The sequence below is a fragment of the Pseudonocardia kongjuensis genome (genome assembly GCF_039526905.1).
Taxonomy (GTDB): domain Bacteria; phylum Actinomycetota; class Actinomycetes; order Mycobacteriales; family Pseudonocardiaceae; genus Pseudonocardia; species Pseudonocardia kongjuensis.
The window spans coordinates 43,148-64,940 of the sequence record NZ_BAAAJK010000005.1 but is presented as its reverse complement, the minus strand read 5'-3'; the positions used below and the strand labels follow the sequence as shown (position 1 = coordinate 64,940).

Annotated in this window: 21 protein-coding genes; 13 read left to right on the top strand and 8 right to left on the bottom strand. The window is 74.5% G+C overall.

All coding sequences use genetic code 11. The features are described from left to right. Nucleotides 1-54: 54 nt before the first annotated feature. The gene (locus ABD160_RS06715; RefSeq protein WP_344019489.1) at nt 55-750 is read right to left on the bottom strand and encodes a class II aldolase/adducin family protein; all 696 of its coding nucleotides are present in this window, start codon (nt 748-750) and stop codon (nt 55-57) included. A 122-nt stretch (nt 751-872) separates the two neighbouring features. On the opposite strand from ABD160_RS06715, the gene ABD160_RS06710 reads away from it, so the two are divergent. From ABD160_RS06710 to folP, 5 genes are read left to right on the top strand one after another with little or no spacing between them, the layout of a single operon-like run. Beyond that, nucleotides 873-2,234 carry an aminomethyl transferase family protein gene (locus ABD160_RS06710; RefSeq protein ID WP_344019487.1) on the top strand — a complete coding sequence of 454 codons (1,362 nt, stop codon included), beginning with the start codon at nt 873-875 and terminating at the stop codon, nt 2,232-2,234. Then, complete coding sequence (gene purU / locus ABD160_RS06705) at nt 2,234-3,175, top strand: formyltetrahydrofolate deformylase (RefSeq protein WP_344019485.1); 942 nt, start codon at nt 2,234-2,236, stop codon at nt 3,173-3,175. The genes ABD160_RS06710 and purU overlap by 1 nt, the downstream gene beginning before the upstream one ends. Continuing rightward, complete coding sequence (gene folD, locus ABD160_RS06700) at nt 3,172-4,017, top strand: bifunctional methylenetetrahydrofolate dehydrogenase/methenyltetrahydrofolate cyclohydrolase FolD (RefSeq protein ID WP_344019483.1); 846 nt, start codon at nt 3,172-3,174, stop codon at nt 4,015-4,017. The genes purU and folD overlap by 4 nt, the downstream gene beginning before the upstream one ends. Beyond that, on the top strand, nt 4,014-4,835 hold the full coding sequence (locus tag ABD160_RS06695) for a methylenetetrahydrofolate reductase (RefSeq protein WP_344019481.1): 822 nt from the start codon (nt 4,014-4,016) through the stop codon (nt 4,833-4,835). Before folD ends, ABD160_RS06695 begins: the two co-directional genes overlap by 4 nt. 11 nt (nt 4,836-4,846) lie before the next feature. Continuing rightward, nucleotides 4,847-5,683, top strand: coding sequence for a dihydropteroate synthase (gene folP / locus ABD160_RS06690; protein WP_344019840.1), 837 nt, complete (start codon nt 4,847-4,849; stop codon nt 5,681-5,683). Here the strand turns inward: folP and ABD160_RS06685 are convergent. From ABD160_RS06685 to ABD160_RS06660, 6 genes are all read right to left on the bottom strand, one after another. Continuing rightward, nucleotides 5,626-6,132, bottom strand: a complete 507-nt coding sequence (locus ABD160_RS06685; RefSeq protein WP_344019479.1) for a flavin reductase family protein — start codon at nt 6,130-6,132, stop codon at nt 5,626-5,628. The genes folP and ABD160_RS06685 overlap by 58 nt on opposite strands. Further along, nucleotides 6,129-6,788 (bottom strand): nuclear transport factor 2 family protein, encoded by a 660-nt coding sequence (locus ABD160_RS06680; RefSeq protein WP_344019477.1) that lies wholly within the window; start codon nt 6,786-6,788, stop codon nt 6,129-6,131. Before ABD160_RS06680 ends, ABD160_RS06685 begins: the two co-directional genes overlap by 4 nt. Next, nucleotides 6,785-7,702: a fumarylacetoacetate hydrolase family protein gene (locus tag ABD160_RS06675; protein ID WP_344019475.1), complete on the bottom strand. Its 918-nt coding sequence runs from the start codon at nt 7,700-7,702 to the stop codon at nt 6,785-6,787. The genes ABD160_RS06680 and ABD160_RS06675 overlap by 4 nt, the downstream gene beginning before the upstream one ends. A 15-nt stretch (nt 7,703-7,717) precedes the next feature. Continuing rightward, complete coding sequence (locus ABD160_RS06670; RefSeq protein WP_344019473.1) at nt 7,718-8,956, bottom strand: FAD-dependent monooxygenase; 1,239 nt, start codon at nt 8,954-8,956, stop codon at nt 7,718-7,720. Beyond that, entirely contained in the window at nt 8,953-10,041 is a 1,089-nt protein-coding gene (locus ABD160_RS06665; protein WP_344019471.1) for a cupin domain-containing protein, read from the bottom strand. Before ABD160_RS06665 ends, ABD160_RS06670 begins: the two co-directional genes overlap by 4 nt. A gap of 117 nt (nt 10,042-10,158) precedes the next feature. Then, nucleotides 10,159-11,070 carry a MarR family winged helix-turn-helix transcriptional regulator gene (locus tag ABD160_RS06660; protein ID WP_344019469.1) on the bottom strand — a complete coding sequence of 304 codons (912 nt, stop codon included), beginning with the start codon at nt 11,068-11,070 and terminating at the stop codon, nt 10,159-10,161. 239 nt (nt 11,071-11,309) lie between these two features. Between ABD160_RS06660 and ABD160_RS06655 the strand changes: the two genes are divergently transcribed. Both ABD160_RS06655 and ABD160_RS06650 read left to right on the top strand, forming a co-directional pair. After that, entirely contained in the window at nt 11,310-12,440 is a 1,131-nt protein-coding gene (locus ABD160_RS06655) for an LLM class flavin-dependent oxidoreductase (RefSeq protein ID WP_344019467.1), read from the top strand. Then, complete coding sequence (locus ABD160_RS06650) at nt 12,440-13,933, top strand: aldehyde dehydrogenase family protein (protein ID WP_344019465.1); 1,494 nt, start codon at nt 12,440-12,442, stop codon at nt 13,931-13,933. The genes ABD160_RS06655 and ABD160_RS06650 overlap by 1 nt, the downstream gene beginning before the upstream one ends. Nucleotides 13,934-14,001: 68 nt before the next feature. Here the strand turns inward: ABD160_RS06650 and ABD160_RS06645 are convergent, their stop codons facing one another. Then, the gene (locus tag ABD160_RS06645; RefSeq protein ID WP_344019463.1) at nt 14,002-14,928 is read right to left on the bottom strand and encodes a MarR family winged helix-turn-helix transcriptional regulator; all 927 of its coding nucleotides are present in this window, start codon (nt 14,926-14,928) and stop codon (nt 14,002-14,004) included. Between the two features lie 144 nt (nt 14,929-15,072). Here ABD160_RS06645 and ABD160_RS06640 point away from each other — a divergent pair, with 144 nt between their 5' ends. From ABD160_RS06640 to ABD160_RS06615, 6 genes are read left to right on the top strand one after another with little or no spacing between them, the layout of a single operon-like run. Then, entirely contained in the window at nt 15,073-15,861 is a 789-nt protein-coding gene (locus ABD160_RS06640) for an SDR family NAD(P)-dependent oxidoreductase (RefSeq protein ID WP_344019461.1), read from the top strand. A gap of 23 nt (nt 15,862-15,884) precedes the next feature. Next, nucleotides 15,885-16,748 carry an alpha/beta fold hydrolase gene (locus tag ABD160_RS06635; protein ID WP_344019459.1) on the top strand — a complete coding sequence of 288 codons (864 nt, stop codon included), beginning with the start codon at nt 15,885-15,887 and terminating at the stop codon, nt 16,746-16,748. After that, nucleotides 16,717-17,703 carry an ABC transporter permease gene (locus ABD160_RS06630; RefSeq protein WP_344019457.1) on the top strand — a complete coding sequence of 329 codons (987 nt, stop codon included), beginning with the start codon at nt 16,717-16,719 and terminating at the stop codon, nt 17,701-17,703. Before ABD160_RS06635 ends, ABD160_RS06630 begins: the two co-directional genes overlap by 32 nt. Then, nucleotides 17,700-18,572 carry an ABC transporter permease gene (locus ABD160_RS06625; protein ID WP_344019455.1) on the top strand — a complete coding sequence of 291 codons (873 nt, stop codon included), beginning with the start codon at nt 17,700-17,702 and terminating at the stop codon, nt 18,570-18,572. Before ABD160_RS06630 ends, ABD160_RS06625 begins: the two co-directional genes overlap by 4 nt. Then, nucleotides 18,569-20,206 carry a dipeptide ABC transporter ATP-binding protein gene (locus ABD160_RS06620; RefSeq protein WP_344019453.1) on the top strand — a complete coding sequence of 546 codons (1,638 nt, stop codon included), beginning with the start codon at nt 18,569-18,571 and terminating at the stop codon, nt 20,204-20,206. Before ABD160_RS06625 ends, ABD160_RS06620 begins: the two co-directional genes overlap by 4 nt. Next, on the top strand, nt 20,203-21,792 hold the full coding sequence (locus tag ABD160_RS06615) for an ABC transporter substrate-binding protein (protein ID WP_344019451.1): 1,590 nt from the start codon (nt 20,203-20,205) through the stop codon (nt 21,790-21,792). The genes ABD160_RS06620 and ABD160_RS06615 overlap by 4 nt, the downstream gene beginning before the upstream one ends. The last annotated feature ends 1 nt before the right edge of the window (nt 21,793 follow it).

Genomic DNA, 21,793 nt, shown 5'->3' with positions numbered 1-21,793 from the left:
CGACCGGCCTGCTGAGCGCTACCGGCCTGCTGAGCGCTACCGGTCCGCTGAGCGCTACCGGCCCGCCGCACCGCTGCGCACGAGGTACCCGTATCCCGCCCCGAGCTGCGTGGACGTCCACAGCCCCCGGCGCTTGTCGGCCACCTCCCCGTCCGGCGACCAGCGGGCGGGCCCCCCGGCAGCGGTCGCCTGCAGCTGGATCCGGCAGGCCCGGTCCAGCAGCGCCGCGTGCATCACCGCCGCGGGCAGGTCCGCCCCGACGGTCACCATCCCGTGCCCGGGGATCAGGCAGCCGTTGGTGTCGCCGATCGCCTCGGCCAGTGCGTCGCCCAGCTCGGCGGTCGCGATCAGGTCGCCGGTGCGGGTGAAGCGCACGACGTCCGGATCGAGGAACGGGACCGCGTCGTGCGACAGCGGCCGCAGCGGGGTGTCCAGGGCGGCGAACGCCGTCGCGGCCTCGGCGTGGGTGTGCACGGTGGCCCCGATGTCCGGGCGGGCGCGCAGCAGCGCGGCGTGGATGTGGAACTCGATGTGCCGCCGGCCGCCGCCCTGCAGGACCGTGCCGTCGTCGGCGAGCAGCACGACCCGCTCCGGGGTGATCTCCTCCATGCCCCAGCCGGCGGACTTGGTCCACAGGCCGCGCCCGTCCGGGTCGCGCAGCGCGGCGTGCCCCCAGATCAGGTCGGCCTGGCCGGCGGCGTGCAGTGCGCGGTGGGCGTCGACGACGGCGTCGACCGGGTTCTGCGCCATACGTTAGAACGTATGCGTACGGTCGTCCCTCGTCAATCCATTGCTTGACCGAACACTACTGCTCAACTACCGTCCGCCGAGTTAGTACGTATACGGACTGAGCCTCGACGATGGAGACGACGATGCCCGAGAGCCTCGAGGCGAAGCTGGCGCGGGTGGGCGACCCGCTGCGGATGCTGCGCCACTCGCCCGCCAACCGGTTCCGCTTCGACTACCCGGACCAGATCACCAACTGGCAGGACGAGCAGGCGGCCTGGCGCACGACGGCGGTGCTGTTCGACCAGAGCCACCACATGACCGACGTCTACTTCACCGGCCCGGACGTCGACCGGCTGCTCACCGAGTCCGGCACCAACAGCTTCGCGACCTGGGCGCCGAACAAGGCCAAACACCTCGTGGCGTGCACCGAGGAGGGCCGGATGATCGGCACCGCCGTGCTGTTCGGGCTCGGCGAGAACGAGGTCAGCGTGGTCGGCCCGACCGCCACCGCGAACTGGCTCACCTACCGGGCCGAGACCCAGGGCTACGACGTCGAGATCGTCCGGGACGAGCGGACCGCGGACCAGCCGCCCGGCGGGCACCGCAGGCTGTTCCGCTTCGAGATCGAGGGCCCCACCGCGCGGGCGATCCTGGAGAAGGCGCACGGCGGCCCGCTGGACCCGGTCCGGTTCTTCGGGATGACCTCGTTCACCCTCGGCGGGCGGCCGGTGCGGGCCCTGTCGCACACCATGGCCGGTGTCCCCGGCGCCGAGTCGATGGGCATGGAGATCTGGGGCCCCTGGGAGGACTACCGGCCCTGCTGGGACGCGCTCGTGGCGGCGGGGGAGGAGTTCGGGCTGGTCCTCGGCGGGGCGCTGGCGTACTACACCGGCGGCATCGAGTCCGGCTACGCCGCGCAGCCGACCCCGGCGATCTACACCGCGCCCGAGCTCAAGGGCTACCGGGAGTGGCTGCCCGGCAACGGGTACGAGGGCAAGCTGTCCATCGGCGGCAGCTACGCCGCGCCGACCGTCGAGGACTACTACACGACCCCGTACGACTTCGGCTACGGCCACCTCGTCAGGTTCGATCACGACTTCGTCGGCCGGGACGCCTTGCAGCGCGCCGCCGAGGGCCCGCGCCGGACGAAGGTCTGGCTGCGCTGGAACCCCGAGGACGTGGCCCGGATCCACGCCTCCAGCCTGTTCGACGGCGAGAAGCGGGCCAAGTACCTCGACACCCCGCTGGGCCGCTACTCCCGGATCCACCTGGACAGCGTGCTCGTCGACGACCGGCCGGTCGGGGTGTCCACGCTCTGCGGGTACACCGTGAACATCGGCTCCTGGATGTCGGTCGGCTTCCTCGACGAGGCCGCGGCCGCCGACGGCACCGAGGTCACGATCGTCTGGGGCGAGGAGGACGGCGGCACGCCGAAGCGCAACGTCGAACGGCACGTCCAGACCACGCTGCGGGCGCGCGTGAGCACCACCCCGCTGGGCCACTGATGGCCGGCGTGACGGCCCGGCGCAGCCGGGCGAGCGCCGCCGCGCTGACCGCGGGCGGCCCGGCCGCGGCCGGGCTCGACGGGACCACCGGGGTCGGCAGGCTGCTCGTGCAGGGGCCCGACCGGCCCGGGATCGTGTCGGCGGTGTCGGCGGTGCTGACCCGGCACGGGGCGAACATCGTCTCGCTGCGCCAGCACTCCACCGACACCGTCGGCGGGCAGTTCGCCCAGCGCACCGTCTTCGCGCTGCCCGATCTCGCCGCGGCGCGGCCCGCGCTGGCGGCCGACCTGGACCGGGAGATCGCCGGCGGGCTGGGACTGCGCTGGTCGCTGCACGACACCGCGCACCGCAAGCGGGTCGCGATCTTCGCCTCGCGCACCGACCACTGCCTGCTCGACCTGCTGTGGCGGTGGCGCCGCCGGGAGCTCCCGATCGACGTCACCACGGTCGTGGCGAACCATCCCGATCTCGCCGCCGAGGTCGAGCCGTTCGGCATCCCGTTCGTGCACGTGCCGGTCACCGGCGACAAGTCCGAGGCCGAGGCGGAGCACCTGCGATTGCTCGCCGGCCGGGTCGACCTGGTCGTGCTGGCCCGCTACATGCAGATCGTCTCGGCCGGCTTCCTGCAGCGGCTGGGCGCTCCGGTGATCAACATCCACCACTCGTTCCTGCCCGCGTTCATCGGGGCGGGGCCGTACGCGAAGGCCAAGGACCGCGGCGTGAAGCTGGTCGGCGCCACCGCGCACTACGTGACCGAGGACCTGGACGAGGGGCCGATCATCGAGCAGGACGTGGTCCGGGTGTCGCACACCGACACCGTGCAGGACCTGGTGCAGAAGGGCGCCGACGTCGAGCGCGCCGTGCTGTCCCGGGCGGTGCGCTGGCACTGCGAGGACCGGATCGTCGTCGACGGCAACCAGACGGTGGTGTTCGGCCGGTGACCGCCACCGTGATCGACGGCCGGATGGTGGCCCGCGGCGTCCGCGAGGAGACCGCCCGCCGGGCCGCCGCACTCACCACCGCACCGGTCCTGGCCACCGTGCTGGTCGGCGACGACCCGGCCAGCGGCGTGTACGTGGCGAACAAGCGCCGCTCCGCGGCCGCCGCCGGGATCGGCGACGTGCACCGGCATCTGCCCGGCACCGCGTCCGAGGCCGAGGTCGCCGCGGTGCTCGACGAGCTCGCCGCCGACGACCGGGTCACCGGGATCCTGCTGCAGCTCCCGCTGCCCGGGCATCTCGACCCGGCCCGGCTGGTCGAGCGGATCCCCCCGGAGAAGGACGTCGACGGGCTCACCACCCGCAGCCAGGGCCTGCTGGCCCGCGGCGAGCCCGGGCTGCGGCCGTGCACCCCGGCCGGGGTGATCGCCCTGCTCGACGCCGCCGGGATCGGGCTCGCCGGGCGCCGCGCCGTCGTCGTGGGCCGGTCCACACTGGTCGGGCGGCCGATGGCGCAGCTGCTGCTGGGCCGCGACGCCACCGTCACGATCGCCCACTCGCGCACCCGCGACCTGCCCGCGCTCACCCGCTCCGCGGACGTCCTGGTGGCCGCGGCGGGGGTGCCCGGGATCATCACCGGCGCGCACGTCGCACCCGGCGCGACGGTCGTCGACGTCGGGATCCACCGCACCTCCGACGGCCTGGTCGGCGACGTCGACCGGGCCGGCGTGGCGCCGGTCGCCGGCGCGATCACCCCGGTCCCCGGCGGGGTCGGGCCGATGACCATCGCGATGCTGCTCGCCAACACGGTGGCGGCGGCGCAGACCCGGGAGGCCGCACGATGACGTCGCTGCGCACCGCGCTGGAGACGATCGGCTACGAGGTCATGCCGTTCCGCGGGACCCGGGAGGCGGTGCTCGACCACGTCCCGCGGACGATCGGGCTCACCGTCACCGCCTCACCGCAGAAGGGCATCCAGGCGGGCGTCGACCTGGCCGTCCGGCTCGCCGCCGACGGCTACCGGGTCGCCCCGCACCTGTCCGCGAAGCTGGTCGCGAGCCGCGCGCACCTCGACGAGCTGCTGGGCCGGATCGCCGGCGCCGGGATCGACCGGCTGTTCGTGATCGGCGGCGACGGCGAGCCGACCGGCGACTACGCCGACGCGCTCACCCTGCTGCACGCGATCCGGGACGGCGGGCACACCTTCACCGACATCGGGATCGCCGGCTACCCCGAGGGCCACGCCACCATCCCGGACGAGAGCCTGCTCGCGGCGCTCAAGGCGAAGGCGGCGCTGGCCGATCACGTCACCACCCAGGTCTGCTTCGACCCGGTCGCGGTGTCGGCGTGGGCGCGCTCGGTCGCGGCGCACGGCGTCGGCATCCCGGTGCAGGTCGGCGTCCCGGGCGCGGTCGCCCGGCAGAAGCTGCTGCGGATCTCGGCGAGCATCGGCGTCGGGGACTCCGCCCGGTTCCTGCGCAAGCAGAGCGCGCTGCTCCGGCGGTTCTTCACCCCCGGCGGCTTCGACCCGACCCGGCTGGTCCGCGGCTTCCGGGCCGGCCTGGCCGAGCCGGCGAACCCGATCGCCGGGTTCCACGTGTTCACCTTCAACGACGTCGCCGGGACCGAGCGCTGGCGGCGCCGGATGCTCGAACGGTCGTGACCACCCGGGTGATGGGCATCCTCAACGTCACCCCGGACTCGTTCTCCGACGGCGGCCGCCACGACACCGTGGCGGCCGCCGTCGCGCACGGGACGGCGCTGGCCGCGGCCGGTGCCGACATCGTCGACGTCGGCGGGGAGTCCACCCGCCCGGGGGCCCGGCGGGTGCCGGTGGACGAGGAGCTCCGCCGGGTGCTGCCGGTGGTGCGCGCGCTGGCCGGCCGGGGGATCGCGGTCGGCATCGACACGATGCGCGCCTCGGTCGCGGAGGCGGCGCTCGCCGCGGGCGCGGTGCTGGTGAACGACGTCAGCGGGGGGCTCGCCGATCCGGGCATGCTCGGGCTCGTCGCCGCGGCCGACGTGCGGTGCGTGCTGATGCACTGGCGCGGGCACAGCGCGACGATGGACGACCGCGCCGTCTACGACGACGTGGTCGGCGAGGTCCGCGCGGAGCTGCTCGCCCGGGTGGACGCCGCGGTCGCCGCCGGGGTGCGCCCGGAGCGGATCGTCCTCGATCCCGGATTCGGCTTCGCCAAGCGTCCGCAGCAGGACGTCGCGCTGCTCGCCGGGCTGCACGCGCTGGTCGACACCGGCTTCCCGGTGCTGGCCGGCACCTCGCGCAAACGCTTCGTGGGCGGGCTGACCGGCCGGGCCGCGGCCGTCGACCGGGACGCGGGGACGCTGGCGACGGTGGTGCTCGCCGCGCAGCAGGGCGTCTGGGGTGTGCGGGTGCACGCCGTCGGCCCGGCCCGGGACGCGATCCGGGTGGTCGACGCGGCGTGCACCCGCGCTCAGGACGCGGCGGCCGACGGGTGCGCGAGGTGGGTGCCGAAGGTCCGCGCGTGGTAGGTCAGCGGCTCGACGTCACGCGACTCGGCGGTGAGCACGTCGCCCAGCACGATCAGGTGGTCACCGCCCTGGTGGACGCCCGCCACCCGGCACCCCACCCAGGCCGCCGCCCCGGCGAGCCGGGCCGCCCCGTCCTGCTCGGACCAGGCCACGTCGGCGAACCCGTCGGCGCCCTTGCGGGCGAACCGCAGCGCCAGATCGGCCTGCCCGGTCCCGAGCACGTTCACCCCGAAGGTGCCGGTCCGGCGGACCAGCGCGAGCAGGTCCGAGCCGGCGTCGAGGGACACCAGCACCATCGGCGGGCTCATCGACAGCGAGGTGAAGGCGCTGACCGTCGTCCCGTGCGGCCGGCCGCCGGCCACCGAGGTGATCACCGAGACCGGGGTGCAGACGCCGGCCATCGCCGCGCGGAACGCGGTCTGCAGGGCGGCCGCCGGGTCGCCGGTCACCGGGCGTCCCCGTCGAGGAGCCAGCCGCCGTGCCCGGCGAGCAGCGCGTCCACCAGATCGGGCCGGTCGACGCCGGGCAGCCCGGCGGAGACCGGGTAGCCGGCCGCCGACATGACGCGCTGCAGGAAGCCGTAGCTGGACCGGGCCTGCTCCGGCACCGGCAGCGGCGGGACCGCGGTGCCCGGCTCGACCGGCGCCAGGCCGTCCCGGATGTAGATCATGTCCATCGAGACGATCCGCCACCGGCCGTCGACCTCCTCGGCCCGCCAGCACAGCCGGCCGCGGCTGACCAGGTCGATCCCGACGCCGTCGGCGGTCGTCCGGATGTGCACCGTGCAGGAGGCGTCGGCGAGTGCCCGCCGCCCGTTGACGACGACGGCGACCGCCCCGATCTCGTGGAACGACGGGGTGCCGCCGCGGTCGGCGCGGGCCCGGGCGTTGGCGACGAAGTCCGCGCCGGAGCCCTCGAACCAGGACACCCGCACGCAGGAGACCGGCGCGAACGCGGCCGCCATGACCGCCCAGTGGCCGAGGTCCTTGGCGGTGCGCTCGGCGAGCAGCACGGTGCGCACCGCCTCGGCCCGCGCGGCGAGCGGGCCCTGGTCGGGGACCCGGTCGTCGAGCAGGGCCAGCCCGGTGGCGCTGAGCGCGGTCACCGCGCGCCGCGCTCGGCGACCGGGGTGAGCGCGCTCGGCGGGACCGGGCCGCGCCGGGCGCCCCGGGTGGGGCAGGCGACGGCGCCCGCGGCGGAGACGCCGACCCACAGCGGGTCCAGGCCGGTGATCGCGAGATCGATCCGGTCGCCGTCGAACACCTCGCCGACGCCCTCCGGGGTGCCGGTGGTGACGACGTCGCCGGGGTGCAGCGTCATCACCGACGACACGTAGGCGATCAGCCGGGGCAGGCCCCAGATCAGGTCGGACAGGTCGGCGCGCTGGCGCAGCACGTCGTTGACCGACAGCCGCAGCTCCAGCTCGTCGATCGGCGGGACCTCGTCCGGGGTGACGACGGTCGGACCGAGCGGGGTGAACGTGTCGAAGGACTTGCGCACCGAGCGGTCCTCGCCGCCGCGCATGGTCATGTCCATCAGGCAGGTGTAGCCGAAGACGGCGTCGAGCGCCTCCTGCTCGGACACGTTCCGGGTGGTCCGCCCGATCACGGCGGCGAACTCGCCCTCCTGGTCGAAGCGCCGGTCGGTGTAGGGCAGCCGGACGGTGCCGCCGACCGGCACGACCGAGCTCGGCGCCTTGAGGAACACGCCGAGCGCGTCGATGTGCGCGGACTCGTTCATCTCGGCCTGGTGGGCGCGGTAGTTCACCGGCGCGGCGACGATCTTGGTCGGGTCGGGGACGGCGGCCAGCGGGGTCGTGGTGGCGGCCTCGACCTCCGGGGCGCGGGCGAGCAGGCCGGCGATCGCGCCGGCCGGGACGCCGCCGATCAGCCTGCGGATCGGGCTGCCGGCACCGGCCGGGAGCAGGTCGGTGAGGTCCCGGATCGTCGCCGACGATCCGCTCTCGACCGCACCGACCCGCGGCGATCCCGCGGCGTCGAGGAAGGACAGGTAGCGCATGGGGACTCCGGATGGTCAGCGGGTGACGGCGGGCGCCGGCCCGGCCACGGTCAGGGCGGGCGCCGCGGACCCGGCGGCGGCGGGGGCGTAGAGCCAGTCGAGCTCCCGGTAGTCGTCGGGGGCGCGCCGGCCGAGCACGCGCTCGCGCAGTGCCAGCACGAGCGGGTCGTCGGTGTGCCAGAGCTCGCCCCACGGCCGGGCGGAGGTCTGGCAGCGGGCGGTGCGGGGGAGCCGGGCCGCCTCGAACTCGCGGTAGGCGCGGCCGAGGTCGACGCCGTCCGGTCCGGAGTGCAGCCCGAACCGGTAGCCGAGCTCGACGGCGTCCTCCAGGGCCTGGCAGGCACCCTGCCCGAGGTACTGCAGCATCGGGTGGGCGGCGTCGCCGGTCAGCACCAGCGGGCCGTTGATCCAGGTCGGGGCGGGCGCCCGGTCGAACATGGCCCAGTGCCGGGACCGGCCGATCCGGGACACCGCGTCGCGCACCGGGGGGCACGCCGTGGCGAACGCGGCGTCGAGCTCCTCCGGCCCGCCCCACTCGCCGGGCCCGGTCCGGCCCTGCGCGAAGTTCCGGCTGCGGAACACCGCGACCTGGTTGTACAGCTCGCCGCGGCGCACCGGGTACTGCATGAGGTGGATGCCGGGGCCGATCCAGAGCACCACGTCGTTCGAGCTCGCCGACTGCCCGGCCAGCTCGCGCGGCACGGTGCCGCGGTAGGCGGCGTAGCCGCTGCAGACCGGCTCGTCGTCGTGCACGTGCCGGCGCAGCGTCGAGTGCAGCCCGTCCGCGCCGATCAGCGCCGACGCCTCGTAGGAGGTCCCGTCGGCGCAGGTGAGGCCCGCGCCGTCCGGGCGCAGCTGCACGTCGGTCACGCTGCGGCGGGTCTCCAGGGTGATCGACGGGTGCCGCCGGCAGTGCTCGACCAGGGTCTCCAGCAGGTCGTGCCGGTGCAGGACGAGATACGGGTAGCCGTAGCGCTCGTCGAAGGCCGGGCCCAGGTCCAGGGTGGTGATCAGCCGGCCGGTGAGCGCGTCGCGCAGCTCGGCGCGCTCGGGCCGCACGGCCAGCGGCAGGATGTCGTCGAGCACGCCGAGCGCGTCCAGCGCGCGGCTGGCGTTCGGGCCGAACTGCAGGCCGGCGCCGATCTCGGCGAACTCCTCGGCCCGTTCCAGCAGCCGGACGGGCCGGCCGTTGCGGGCCAGCGACAGCGCGGTGGCCAGGCCGCCGATCCCGCCGCCGACGACGATCGCGCTCATCGCTGTGCCCCGGCGAGGACGGCGGTCGGCAGCGGGGCGCCGAGGGTCTCGGTGCGCATCAGGCCGAGGCTCTCCAGGACGGGTGCGTCGCTGGTGCTGAACACATCCGTCTCCTCGGTGGCGTGGACGGCCCACGGCGTCCAGGACGGGACGGCCAGGATGTCGCCGGGCTCCACGGTGAACACCTGGTCGCCGATCGCGATCTCCCCGGTGCCGTGCAGCACGCACAGCACCCGGCCGCCGGTCTGCCGGGCGGTGCCGGTGGACGCCCCGGCGCGCACCCGGGCGATCTCGCACCGCATCGTCGGCATCACGTCGCCACCGCGGACCGGATCGCCGTAGCGCAGGGCCGCGGATCCGGTGCCGGCCGTGTCCAGCAGCGCCGACAGCGCCCGGTCGGTGTCCGCCCAGCGATAGGCCAGCAGCGGTGACCGGTGCGCGGGCAGCGCGGGCGCGCCGACCGGGGTGAGGCCGGGGCCGCCGCCGAACCAGCCCTCGGAGTCCGAGCGCGGCGCGGTGCGGGTGTCCGCCTGCTCCGACGGGCCCTCCTCGAAGAACACCGCGTCGAGCGCGGCGACGACCGGGAGGTCCAGCACGTCCATCCAGATCATCGGCCGGTCGCCGGGGTTGTGGTGCTCGTGGAAGGTCCAGCTGGGGGTGAGCACGAGATCGCCGGTGCCCATGTGCAGCGGGTCGCCGTCGACGAGGGTCCACACGCCCTCGCCCTCGACGATGAACCGCAGCGCGGCCGGGGTGTGCCGGTGCGCCGGCGCCACCTCGTGCCCGCGCAGGTACTGCACGGCCGCCCACAGCGTCGACACCGCGTAGGGGGCGCCGCCCAGGCCGGGATTGCAGCACGCGAGGACCCGGCGGTCGCCGCCGCGGTCCACCGGGACCAGGTCGCCCGCCCGGGCCCCCAGCTCGCGCAGCTCGCGGCCGGCCCACCGGAAGGGCACCCCCGCGACGCGCGGCTCGCGGGTCAGCAGCCCGGACAGCTCCCACAGCGGCTGGACGGACCGCGCGGCGAGGTGACCGTAGAGCTCGTCCAGCTCCGGGTCGGTCGCACTGAAGCGCCGAGTCGCCATCTCCACTCCGATCTGGCTGAAAAAGTATGTACACGTACTAACTCAGCAGACCGTACGTCGGAGCATGTGGGGCGTCAAGCGCCGGGGGACGGACCGGCGGAATGTTCCGTGTACCGGCTATTCCGAGTAGGCCAGTGCGCGCAGCCCGTCGAGCAGCGCGGACCGCTGCTGCGCGTCGAGCGGCGCGAGCACCCGCTCCTGCACCCGCCGGACGGCCGGGGTGAGCTCGGTCAGCTCGGCGCGCACGGTGTCGGTGAGGCCGAGCAGCCGCCGCCGGGCGTCCGCGGGATCGCGGGTGCGGCCGACCCAGCCGCGCGTCACCAGCCGGCGCACGATGTCGGCCATGCTCGACTTGTCCACCGAGGCGAGCTCGGCGGCGGTGCCCTGGTCGATGCCGTCCGGATGGGCCCAGAGGGCGCTGAGCACCGCGTACTGCGGGGCGGTCATCGTGCGGCCGACCTCCTCGCCCCAGGTGATCGTGTGCACCTGCTGGGCCCGGCGGATGAGGTGGCCGGGGGTGTTGCCCAGGGTGAGGACGGACGCGTCGGCCCGGCCCGGGACCGGCGGGTCGCCCTCGTAGGCGACCAGGCGCAGCGCGGCGAGCATCGCCTCGGCGTCGGCGGCGGACAGCGGTTCGAGCAGCCGCTGCTGCACCAGCGCGACCCGCCGGGTCACGTCCGCGAGCGCGGTGCGGGCGAGCGGGGTCAGGCGCAGCGTCTTGCGCCGCGCGTCGTCCGGGTCGCGGGTCCAGCGCAGCCAGCCCTGGCCGTCGAGCCGGGCCACGATGTCGGCGGTGCTGGACTTGTCCAGCGAGGCGCGTTCGCCGACCGCCCGCTGGTCCAGGCCGTCGTCCGCGCCGATCGCGCAGATCACCGCGTACTGGGGGCCGGTCAGGTCGCCGTGGAACTCCTGGCTCCACAGCAGGGTGTGCCGCTGCTGGGAGCGGCGGATGAGGTGACCGGAGGCCTCGCTCAGCGACAGCATCGGCGCCGAGGTCGCCCCGGCTGGACCGGGCCGCAGGTTCGTCACGCCGGGAGATCCTTCACTGCCGTCGCCTTCCGTGTACAAGCGACCCTAGCGTACATAGATAGATGATATACGGAGTATTTCGATGAGGCGGGTAACGCAGCCGGTAGGAGGCGATTGACACGGGGTCGCGGGTCCTCGTAGCGTCACCATCGATCCGTACACGTTGTTTTTCGACGGCGCAGAGTCGTCGGTACAGGCAACGATCGACCGGGAGTACCAACGCCGTCGAGGAGGACGCCGTGACCACTGCAAGCACCGCCGGGGCGCGCCATCCGGTCTTCAACGACCGGACCCTGCGCCTGGGGACGTTCTCGTCGAACCTGAGCGGGGGCTGCGCGATCTCCACGATCGACGGCGTCCTCGAGGCGACCTGGGACCAGACGCTGTCCCTGGCCCGGATGGGCGACGAGATGGAGTTCGAGGCGCTCGTGCCGGTCGGCCGCTGGCGCGGCTTCGGCGGCGAGACCAACTTCAACGGCGCCGGCTTCGAGTGCTTCACCTGGGCCGCCGGGATGGGCAGCGCCACCGAGCGGGCCGGGCTGTTCGTCACCTCGCACGTGCCGACCATCCATCCGGTGATGGCGGCGAAGCAGGCGACCACCATCGACCACATCTCCCGCGGCCGGCTCGCGCTGAACATCGTCACCGGCTGGCACACCCCGGAGATCGAGATGTTCGGGGTCAAGCAGCTCGCGCACGACGACCGCTACGCGGTCGCGCAGGAGTGGGTCGACATCGTCCGCCGGCTCTGGACCGCCGACGAGCCGTTCAGCTTCGACGGGAAGTACTTCCGGGTCACCGACGCCGCGATCGCGCCGAAGCCGGTCCAGGGGCCGCACCCGGTGCTGATGAACGCCGGCGGCTCGGGCCCGGGCCGGCACTTCGGCGCCCGCAACTGCGACGTCGTGTTCGTCAGCGCCGATCTCGCCCAGCAGGACCCGCAGGCGATGCGCGCCAAGGTGGACGACTTCAAGCGGCTGGCCCGGGAGGAGTACGGCCGCGAGATCAAGGTCTGGACCAACGCCTACATCGTCCAGGAGGACACCGAGGCCGAGGCGAAGCGCTTCCTCGACCACTACGTCAACGAGCGCGGCGACTGGGAGGCGGCGCAGAACCTGGTCACCAGCATGGGCCTGAACTCCCAGTCGTTCGACCCGGAGACGCTGCAGGAGATGAAGTTCCACTTCATCGCCGGCTGGGCCGGCTACCCGATCGTCGGCACCCGCGAGCAGGTCGCCGAGACGCTGATCGCGCTGAGCACCGAGGGCGGGCTCGACGGGGTGCTGCTGTCCTGGCCGCGCTACGTCCAGGACATGGCGCGCTTCCAGGCCGAGACCCATCCGCTGCTGGTCGAGGCGGGGGTGCGCTGATGACGGTCGTCTCCCCGCCCGATGCGCTGGCCGCCAACGAGCGGCGGGCCGCCGAGCTGCTCGACCGGGAGTGGTCGCTGCTGATCGGCGGCGAGCTGGTCGGCGCGCAGAGCGGCCGGACGTTCCCGGTGCGCAGCCCGTACACCGGCGAGGTGCTCGCGCACGTGCCGGACGGCGGCCGCGCGGACGCCGACCGGGCGGTGGCGGCCGCGAGCGCGGCCTTCCCCGGGTGGTCGGCGCGCAGCGCGGGGGACCGGGCGGCGGCGGTGCACGCACTGGCCGACGCGATCGAGCAGCGGGCCCGCGACTTCGCGCTGCTGGACACGGTGGACGGCGGCTCGCCGATCGCGATCATGTCCGCCGACGTGCACGCCGCGGTCGCGGCGCTGCGCTACTTCGCGGGCCTGGCCCTCGAGCTCAAGGGCGACACCGTCCCGGCGAGCACCAACCTGCACTTCACCGAGCGGCAGCCGTACGGGGTGGTCGCCAAGATCATTCCGTTCAACCATCCGTTCATGTTCGCCGCGGGCAAGATCGCCGCGCCGCTGGTCGCCGGGAACACGGTGGTGCTCAAGCCGGCCGAGGCGACGCCGCTGTCGGCGCTGCTGCTCGCCGAGGTCTGCCGGGACGTGCTGCCGGCCGGGGTGGTGAACATCGTCGTCGGCGACGGCGTCGAGGTGCCGGACGCGCTGGTCCGGCATCCGGACGTGTTCCGGATCGGCTTCACCGGCAGCGAGCCGGTGGGCCGGGCGATCCAGCGCGCCGCGGCCGAGGTCGCGGTCAAGGCGGTCACCCTGGAGCTGGGCGGCAAGAACGCGCTGATCGCCTTCCCGGACGCCGATCTCGACGAGGTCGCCGAGGCCGCCGTGCGCGGGATGAACTTCACCTGGTCCGGCCAGTCCTGCGGGTCCACCTCGCGGCTGCTCGTGCACGCCTCGGTCGCCGACGAGCTGGTCGCCCGGATCGCCCGGCTGCTCGCCGACCGCGAGTACCGGCCGCCGCTGGACCCGGCGGCGGTGCAGGGCACCCTGGTCAACCGCACCCAGTACGACCGGGTGCTCGGCTACCTCGCCACCGCCCGCGCCGAGGGGGCCCGGGTGGTCACCGGCGGCGGGCCGCCGGAGGGGGCCGGGGACGCCCTGTTCGTCGCGCCCACGGTGCTCGACGACGTGCGCCCCGACCACCGGGTGGCGAACGAGGAGATCTTCGGCCCGGTCCTCACGGTGCTGCGCTGGACCGAGGAGGCCGAGGCGGTCGCGCTGGCGAACAGCGTCCGCTACGGCCTGACCGGCAGCGTGTTCACCGACGACGTCCGGCGGGCCCATCGCGTCGCGCGGGCGCTGGAGACCGGCTTCGTGTGGATCAACACGGCCGGTCCGCACTACCTCGGCCTGCCCTACGGCGGCTGGAAGAACTCGGGCACCGGCACCGAGGAGGGGCTCGACGAGCTGCTCAGCTACACCCGGGTGAAGTCGGTGACCGTCGCGCTGTAGTCCGCTCCCCGCGCAGCGAGGGGCCCACCGTCCGGCACGACGGTGGGCCCCTCGCTGCGTGCCGGGGGTCAGCGCAGGACGACCCGGGCGAGCAGCCGCAGGAAGTCCCGGGTCGCCGCGGCGTCCAGCGGGCGCAGGTGGTCGGCCTCGATCTCGGCGCGCAGCGCCTCCGACCGCACCAGCAGCTCCCGGCCCTGCGGGGTCAGCGCGAGCAGCCGCTGCCTGCGGTCGTCCGGTCCGGTGCGGACGGTGAGCAGGCCCTTGCGGCGCAGCCGGGACACCAGCCCGGCCACCGACGTCGCGTCGATCGCGAGACCGTCCCCGACCTCCCGCTGCGGGCGGTCCGGCCGGGCGTCGACCACCCGCAGCAGCGCGTGCGCGCTGGGCGTGTGGGTGCCGGCGCGGGCGGTCCAGGCCGATCCGTACCGCTGCAGCCCGACCCGGACGAGCCGGCCGAACGCGTGCGTCTCGCGCACGGCGGACGCCGCCTCCGGGGTCCCGTCGAGGGTGCCGGCGTGCCGGCCGCGGTCGCTGAACGCGGTGCGGTCGAGATGGGTCAGCAGCCGGTCCCGGGCCGGCGGGTCGAGCACCGCGAGCATCGCCTCCTCGGCGGCGTGCAGCCGCTCCAGGTAGCGCTCGACCTCCCGCGCGGCCGGGGCGGTGGCGTGGTGGAAGGCGCGGCGGCGGTCCTGCTCGCCGGTCACCGCCACCACCTTGCCCTCCCGGGCGAGGCGGGCCAGCTGCACGCTGCTCGTCGCCGGGCTGAGCGAGGCCAGCTCGCACACCTGCCCGAGCGTCGCGCCCGGGACCCGGACCACCGCGAACAGCACCGAGAACTGGGCCGGGGTGAGCTCCGCGGGCCCGCCGGCGTACCGGGCCTGGGCGGTCTGCACGGCGCTCTTGGCGGTGCGCAGGAGGAACCCGACGTCCGCGGCGAACAGCTCGTGGAGCAGGGCGCCCGCGGGGCCGGCACTGCCGGATGACTGCGACGACACCCGCCGAGACTAGCATGTTGTTCGTGTACGAATTAATTGTTACGGCCCTGGTAAGTCGCTAGGAGCCTGTTGACGACCTGGTGGCCTGCCCATACTGTCCACATCGCTACGTACACGAACAATTGGCAGGCGAACGGAGTTCACATGACAGCGGACGGGGCCCGGGTGGTGCTGGTGACCGGGGCCGGAGCCGGCATCGGGCGCGCGGTCGCGGATCGGTTCGCGGCGCGGGGCGATCGGGTCGCCCTGCTCGACGTCGACGCCGGCCGGGTGACCGCGGCCGCGGCCGAGCTCGTCGGCACCGGCGCCGACGCGGTCGCGGTGACCGCCGACGTCGCCGATCCGGCGTCGGTGTCCGCCGCGTTCGACGAGGTCGTCGCCCGGCTCGGCCGGCTCGACGTGTGCGTGAGCAACGTCGGCGTCGCCAGCAGCACCCCGCTGCTGGACATGCCCGACACCGAGTGGCGACGGGTCGTCGGGACCAACCTGGACGGCACCTTCCACGTGCTGCGCGCGGCCGCCCGGCAGATGGTCCGGCAGGGCGACGGCGGCCGGATCTGCTGCGTCACCAGCTTCGCGGCCCGGTCCGCGCGGCGCGGCGCCGGTCCGTACTCGGCGTCGAAGGCGGGCCTGGAGATGCTCGCCAGGGTGGCCTGCCTGGAGCTCGCCGAGCACCGGATCACGGTCAACCTGGTCTCGCCCGGCTTCGTCGACCACGGCCGGCGCGCGGGCATGGGGGAGTTCGTCACCCCCGAGTACGCGGCGGCGATCGCCGCGACGATCCCGTGGGGGCGCACCGCGACGACCGCGGACGTGCTGCCCGCGATCGAGTTCCTGTGCTCGGCCGAGGCCGGGTACGTCACCGGGGCGCTGCTCAGCGTCGACGGTGGCGGCAGCGCCGGCCGGTTCGCGCTGCCGCGCAACAACGGATGAACCCCCGAGAGGACGCCCCAGCGATGAGCGACTGGAAGTACACCACCGTCGACGGTTACCGGACGCGGTACAAGGACGAGGGCACCGGCGATCCGATCGTGCTGTTCCACGGCGGCGAGTTCGGTGCGGGCGGCGCGGACACCTGGCGCGACGAGATGATCGACGTGCTGGTCGCGGCCGGGCACCGGGTGGTCGTGGTGGACCGCCTCGGCCAGGGCATGACCGACAATCCCCGGACCGACGACGACTACCGGATGTCGGCGGTGGTCGCGCACGCGACCGCGTTCGTCCGGTCCCTCGGGATCACCGGCGCCACCCTCGGCGGGCAGTCCCGCGGAGCCTTCGTGGCCTCCCGGATCGCGCTGGAGAACCCCGATCTCTGCGCCCGGCTGGTCATCGTCAACAGCGCGACGATCTCGGTGAAGTACCCGGCCGAGGGGGTGCCCGGAACCCTCACCCACAAGACCTACGCGCAGACGATGACCGGCGACGTGCCGACCGATCTGCGCATCATGTCCTCGACCTTCGAGCACCTCACCGACGAGTTCGTCGCGTCCCGCGTCGAGATCTCCGCCCTGCCCAAGTCGCAGGAGGCCCGGACCGCGTTCAAGCGGGTCGCCGAGGAGATGTACGCCGAGTTCGAGGTGCTCAAGAACCAGGTCCTCAAGTGGTTCATCGGCGGTGGGCACCGCAAGCCGACCCTGATCCTGTGGGGGGTCGGGGACCCCACCACCCGGTCGTCGGACGCCCTGGACCTGTTCGACGTGATGCAGCCGCACGTCGACGCGCTGCGCCTGCACATGATCAACCGGTCCGGTCACTGGCCGCACCGCGAGTACCCGGTGGAGGTGGCGGATGAGATCCGCGACTTCGTGGCCCGCCATTGACCCCCGGGTCCGCTACCTCGGGTCGCGGATCCTGCAGGGCCTGTTCGTGATCTGGGCGGCGTTCTCGCTGACCTTCCTGATGCTCTGGTGGCTGCCCGGCGACGCGGTCGTCGCCCGGCTCGGCGGCACCGGCGAGGGCGCCGACGTCCCGCCGGAGCAGGTCGCCGCGCTGCGCGCCGAGTACGGGCTGGACCGCCCGCTCCCCGTGCAGTACGGCGAGCAGCTGCGCGGGCTGGCGACCGGTGACCTCGGGGTGTCGGTGCGCACCGGCGTCCCGGTGACCGAGGTGATCGGCGGCGCGCTGCCGCCGACCCTGCTGCTCGCCGCCACCGCGCTGGGCGGTGCGGTGCTGGCCGGCACGCTGTTCGCCCTGGTCGCCACCGCGGTCCCCGGCCGGGTGGCGCGCCGGGTGCTGATCGGTCTGCCCGCGGTCGGGATCTCGGTCCCCACCTTCTGGGTCGGGCTGGTGCTGCTCACCGTGTTCAGCTTCCAGCTGCGCTGGTTCCCCTCGGTCGGCGACGCCGGCCCGGCCGGGCTGGTGCTGCCGAGCGTGACCCTGGCCCTGCCGGCCGGGGCGATGTACACCCAGATGCTCATCGCGAGCATGCGGGAGTCGCTGGCCGAGCCGTTCGTGGAGACCGCGCGGATGAAGGGCCTCGGCCCGGTCGCCGTGCACGTCCGGCACGCCGCCCGCACCGCGCTCGTCCCGCCGGTGACGATGCTCGGCCTGCTGGTCGGCAACGTCGTCGCCGGCGCCGTGGTGATCGAGACGGTGTTCTCCCGCGCCGGGCTGGGCCGGGTCACCGTCGACGCCGTCGACCTGCAGGACATCCCGGTCATCCAGGGGCTCGTCGTCGTCGGCGCGGTGGTGTACGTGCTGGCGGGCCTGCTCGTCGACCTGCTGTACCCGGTGCTCGACCCGCGGGTGCGGCTCACCTCCGGGGCCGGCCGATGAGCGCCCCGGCGACGGCCGCGCCGACCCCGGCCACCGATCCGGCGCTCGCGGCGACCGCGGGCCCGCGCCGCGGCCGCCGGCCGCGGGCACTGACCGCGGTCGGCGTGGCGGTGCTGCTGCTCGCCTTCGCCGCGGCCTTCTTCCCGACCCTGTTCACCTCGGTGGACCCGCAGCTCGCCGTGCCGGCCGACCGGCTCCAGCCGCCGAGCGGACGGCACTGGTTCGGCACCGACCAGCTCGGCCGCGACCAGTTCGCCCGGATCGTGCACGGCGCCCGCGCCTCGCTCGGCAGCGCGGCGATCGCGGTCGCGATCGCCCTGGTCGCGGGCACCGCGCTGGGGCTGGTCGCCGGCTTCCTCGGCGGCGTGGTGGACGCCGCGGTGATGCGGCTGCTCGAGGTGGTGCTGGCGATCCCGCCGCTGCTGCTCGCCCTCGCACTGGTCTCCGCGCTGGGCTTCGGCACCGTGAACGTCGCGGTCGCGGTCGGGGTGGTGAGCACCGCGGCGTTCGCCCGGCTGGTCCGCGGCGAGGTGCTGCGGATCCGCTCGATGGCCTTCGTCGAGGTCGCCCGGTCCGCCGGGTTCGGCCGCGCGTCGGTGCTGCGCCGGCACGTCCTGCCGCACACCCTCGGCCCGGTGCTGGTGCTGGCCACGCTGGAGTTCGGCACCGCGCTGCTCGCGATCTCCACGCTCAGCTTCCTCGGCTTCGGCACCCCGCCGCCCGCGCCCGAATGGGGCTCGCTGGTGTCGGCGGGCCGCGGCTTCCTCGGCACGGCCTGGTGGATGTCGGCGATGCCCGGCCTGGTCATCGCGGTCGTGACGTTGACGGTCAACCAGCTCGCCCACTCGGTCGAAGGAGGACGTCGATGACGGCGGCCACGGACCCGCGTACCGATCCCGCCGCCGCGGGCACCGGCCCGATCCTCACCGTGCAGGGGCTGCGAGTGTCCTACGGCCGGACCGCGGTCGTGCACGGCGTGGACCTGACGGTGCAGCCGGGCGAGGTCGTCGCGCTGGTCGGCGGCTCCGGCTCCGGCAAGAGCACCGTCGCGACCGCGATCACCGGGATGCTGCCGGCCGGCGGCCGGATCGACGACGGCCGCATCCGGTTCGCCGGGCGCGACCTCGCCCGGGCGACCGAGAAGGAGTTCCGGCAGGTCCGGGGCTCGCAGATCGGGCACGTGCCGCAGGACCCGATGAACTCGCTGAACCCGGTCCTGCGGGTCGGCGACCAGATCGCCGAGGTGCTGCGGGCGCACGGCGCGGCCGGCCGGGCGCAGGCCCGGGAGGCGGCCGTCGCGCTGCTCGCGGACGCCGGGCTGAGCGAGCCGGCGGCCCGCGCCCGGCAGTACCCGCACCAGCTCTCCGGCGGCATGCGGCAGCGGGTGCTGATCGCGATGGCGTTCGCCTGCCGGCCGCGCCTGGTGATCGCCGACGAGCCGACCAGCGCACTGGACGTGACCGTGCAGCGGCGCATCCTCGACCACATCGAGGAGGTGCGGGCCCGGCACGGCACGGCGGTCCTGATGATCACCCACGATCTCGGCGTGGCCACCGACCGGGCCGATCGGGTGGTCGTCATGAACGACGGCCGGGTGGTCGAGGCCGGGACCAGCGCGGACGTGCTGCTGCGCCCGCGGGAGGACTACACCCGCCGGCTGGTCGCCGCGGCGCCGGCCGCGGTCCGGCGCCCGCCGGTGGACGGCCCGGACCTGCTCGAGGTGCGCGGGCTGACCAAGGACTTCGCGCTGCCGCGCACCGCGGGCGGCGCCCGCTCGGTGCGGGCGGTGGACGGCGTGTCGTTCGGCGTGCCGCGCGGCTCGACGTTCGCGATCGTCGGCGAGTCCGGCTCGGGCAAGAGCACCGTCGCCCGGATCGTGATGGGCCTGGAACGGCCCACCGCGGGCGAGGTCCGCCTCGCCGGGGAACCGGTCTCCGGGACCGGGCGCGACCGGGGCCGGCGGCTGCAGATGGTCTACCAGAGCCCGTACGCCTCGCTGGACCCGCGGTTCAGCGTGGGCCGCTCCATCGCCGAGCCGCTGGACGGCTTCCGGATCGGCACCCGGGCCGAGCGGTCCGCGCGGGTACGCGAGCTGCTCGACCAGGTCGGGCTGCCCGCGGCCACCGCGGCCGCGCACCCCCGGGAGCTCTCCGGCGGGCAGCGGCAGCGGGTCGCGATCGCCCGCGCGCTGGCCGTGCGGCCGGAGGTCGTCGTGCTCGACGAGGCGGTCTCCGCGCTGGACGTGCTGATCCAGGCCCAGATCCTGGACCTGCTGCGCGAGCTGCAGACCGGGCTCGGCCTCACCTACCTGTTCATCAGCCACGACCTCGGCGTGGTCCAGCAGGTCTCGGACCGGGTGCTGGTCATGCAGCACGGCCGGGCCGTCGAGACCGGGACCGCCGCCGACGTCCTCACCGATCCCCGCACCGCGTACACCCGCGAGCTCGTCGGCGCCATCCCCGGCCGGCGGCTCCTCACCCCAGCAGACGAGGACCCCCGATGATCATCGGTACCCGACGGCGGCCGGTACTGGCCGCCACCGCACTCGCGATCGCGATGCTGCTCACCGGCTGTGCCGGCGCGGCCGGGCCGGCCGGCCCGGCCGGCGGCGAGCCGGTCCGCGGCGGCACCGCCGTGATCGGCACGCCGGTCGATCCCGGCTGCATCGACCCGCACCAGCTCCAGCAGCGGGCGATGCTGTCCATCACCCGCCAGGTCACCGACTCGCTGGTGCACCAGGACACCGACACCGGGCGGATCGAGCCGTGGCTGGCCGAGTGGACGGTCGGCCCGGACGGCCGCAGCTACACCTTCGACCTGCGCGACGACGTCACCTTCAGCGACGGCACGCCGCTGACCGCCGAGGTCGTGAAGGGCAACATCGACGCCGTCCTGGAGATGGGCGCCCGGGCGATCGTCGCCGGCCCCTACCTGCGCAACGTGCAGGAGGTGACGGTCGACGCCCCGGACCGGGTCACCATCGCGCTCGCCGAGCCGGACGCGCAGCTGCTGCAGGGCCTGTCCACGCCGTCGCTCGGGATCGTCGGCGCCGCCACCCTGGCCGGCTCGCCGGACGACCGGTGCCGCGGCGGCATCGTCGGGACCGGCCCGTTCACGCTGACCGACTTCGTGTCCGGGCAGCGGGTCGAGCTGGCCCGCCGGGACGGGTACGCCTGGGCGCCCGCCGCCTTCGCCAACCAGGGCGAGGCGCATCTCGACACCGTCGAGTTCCGCCAGTTCCCGGACGCCTCGGTCCGGCTCGGCAGCCTGCTGTCGAACCAGATCGACCTCACCGTCGAGATGCAGCCGCAGGACATCGCGCAGGCCGAGGCCGCCGGGATGACGCCGGTGCTGCGGCCGAACCCCGGGTTCACCAACAGCCTGTTCGTCAACGCCGACCGGGCGCCGCTGGACGACCCGGCGATCCGCGAGGCCCTCCAGGTCGGGTTCGACCGCGCCGTGGTGGTGCCGACCGCGCTCGACGTCACCGACATCCCGTCGACCGCCGTGCTGTCCAGCACCACCCCGATGTACACCGACATGGCGGACCGGCTCGGGTTCGACGCCGCCCGGGCGACGCAGGCCCTCGACGAGGCGGGCTGGGTCCCCGGCCCGGACGGCGTCCGGGTCCGCGACGGGCAGCGGGCGAGCTTCGACGTCATGTACTTCACCCCCATCTACCTGCTCTACGTGCCGCTGCTGGAGCTGATGCGCCAGCAGTACGGCGAGATCGGGATCGAGATGAACCTCGAGCCGGTGCCGCTGGCGGTGGGCACCGAGCGGCAGCGCAACCTGGACTTCGACGCCCGCATGTCCGGCCTGACCCGGGCCGATCCGGGTGTGCTCGAGTCGCAGATCTACCGCGGTGACGACGAGCTCAACGCGGTGCTGACCGCGCAGCGGCAGGCGACCGACGAGGACCGCCGCCAGGAGCTGGTGGACGAGGCGAGCGGGATGATCCTGGACCGCGGCTACAACATCCCGATCCACGAGCTGATCCTGCCGATGGCGGCCAACCCGCGGGTGCAGGGCGTGGAGCTGGACGCGACCAACGGCCTGCTGCTGTCCGGCCTCTGGCGGGCCGGATGAC

What these genes read in the sequence shown, in the direction of transcription:
- ABD160_RS06715 (WP_344019489.1), bottom strand. Translation starts at nt 750, where the DNA reads ATGGCGCAGAACCCGGTCGACGCCGTCGTCGACGCCCACCGCGCACTG.
- ABD160_RS06710 (WP_344019487.1), top strand. Translation starts at nt 873, where the DNA reads ATGCCCGAGAGCCTCGAGGCGAAGCTGGCGCGGGTGGGCGACCCGCTG.
- purU (WP_344019485.1), top strand. Translation starts at nt 2,234, where the DNA reads ATGGCCGGCGTGACGGCCCGGCGCAGCCGGGCGAGCGCCGCCGCGCTG.
- ABD160_RS06695 (WP_344019481.1), top strand. Translation starts at nt 4,014, where the DNA reads ATGACGTCGCTGCGCACCGCGCTGGAGACGATCGGCTACGAGGTCATG.
- folP (WP_344019840.1), top strand. Translation starts at nt 4,847, where the DNA reads ATGGGCATCCTCAACGTCACCCCGGACTCGTTCTCCGACGGCGGCCGC.
- ABD160_RS06675 (WP_344019475.1), bottom strand. Translation starts at nt 7,702, where the DNA reads ATGCGCTACCTGTCCTTCCTCGACGCCGCGGGATCGCCGCGGGTCGGT.
- ABD160_RS06670 (WP_344019473.1), bottom strand. Translation starts at nt 8,956, where the DNA reads ATGAGCGCGATCGTCGTCGGCGGCGGGATCGGCGGCCTGGCCACCGCG.
- ABD160_RS06665 (WP_344019471.1), bottom strand. Translation starts at nt 10,041, where the DNA reads ATGGCGACTCGGCGCTTCAGTGCGACCGACCCGGAGCTGGACGAGCTC.
- ABD160_RS06650 (WP_344019465.1), top strand. Translation starts at nt 12,440, where the DNA reads ATGACGGTCGTCTCCCCGCCCGATGCGCTGGCCGCCAACGAGCGGCGG.
- ABD160_RS06640 (WP_344019461.1), top strand. Translation starts at nt 15,073, where the DNA reads ATGACAGCGGACGGGGCCCGGGTGGTGCTGGTGACCGGGGCCGGAGCC.
- ABD160_RS06635 (WP_344019459.1), top strand. Translation starts at nt 15,885, where the DNA reads ATGAGCGACTGGAAGTACACCACCGTCGACGGTTACCGGACGCGGTAC.
- ABD160_RS06630 (WP_344019457.1), top strand. Translation starts at nt 16,717, where the DNA reads ATGAGATCCGCGACTTCGTGGCCCGCCATTGACCCCCGGGTCCGCTAC.
- ABD160_RS06625 (WP_344019455.1), top strand. Translation starts at nt 17,700, where the DNA reads ATGAGCGCCCCGGCGACGGCCGCGCCGACCCCGGCCACCGATCCGGCG.
- ABD160_RS06620 (WP_344019453.1), top strand. Translation starts at nt 18,569, where the DNA reads ATGACGGCGGCCACGGACCCGCGTACCGATCCCGCCGCCGCGGGCACC.
- ABD160_RS06615 (WP_344019451.1), top strand. Translation starts at nt 20,203, where the DNA reads ATGATCATCGGTACCCGACGGCGGCCGGTACTGGCCGCCACCGCACTC.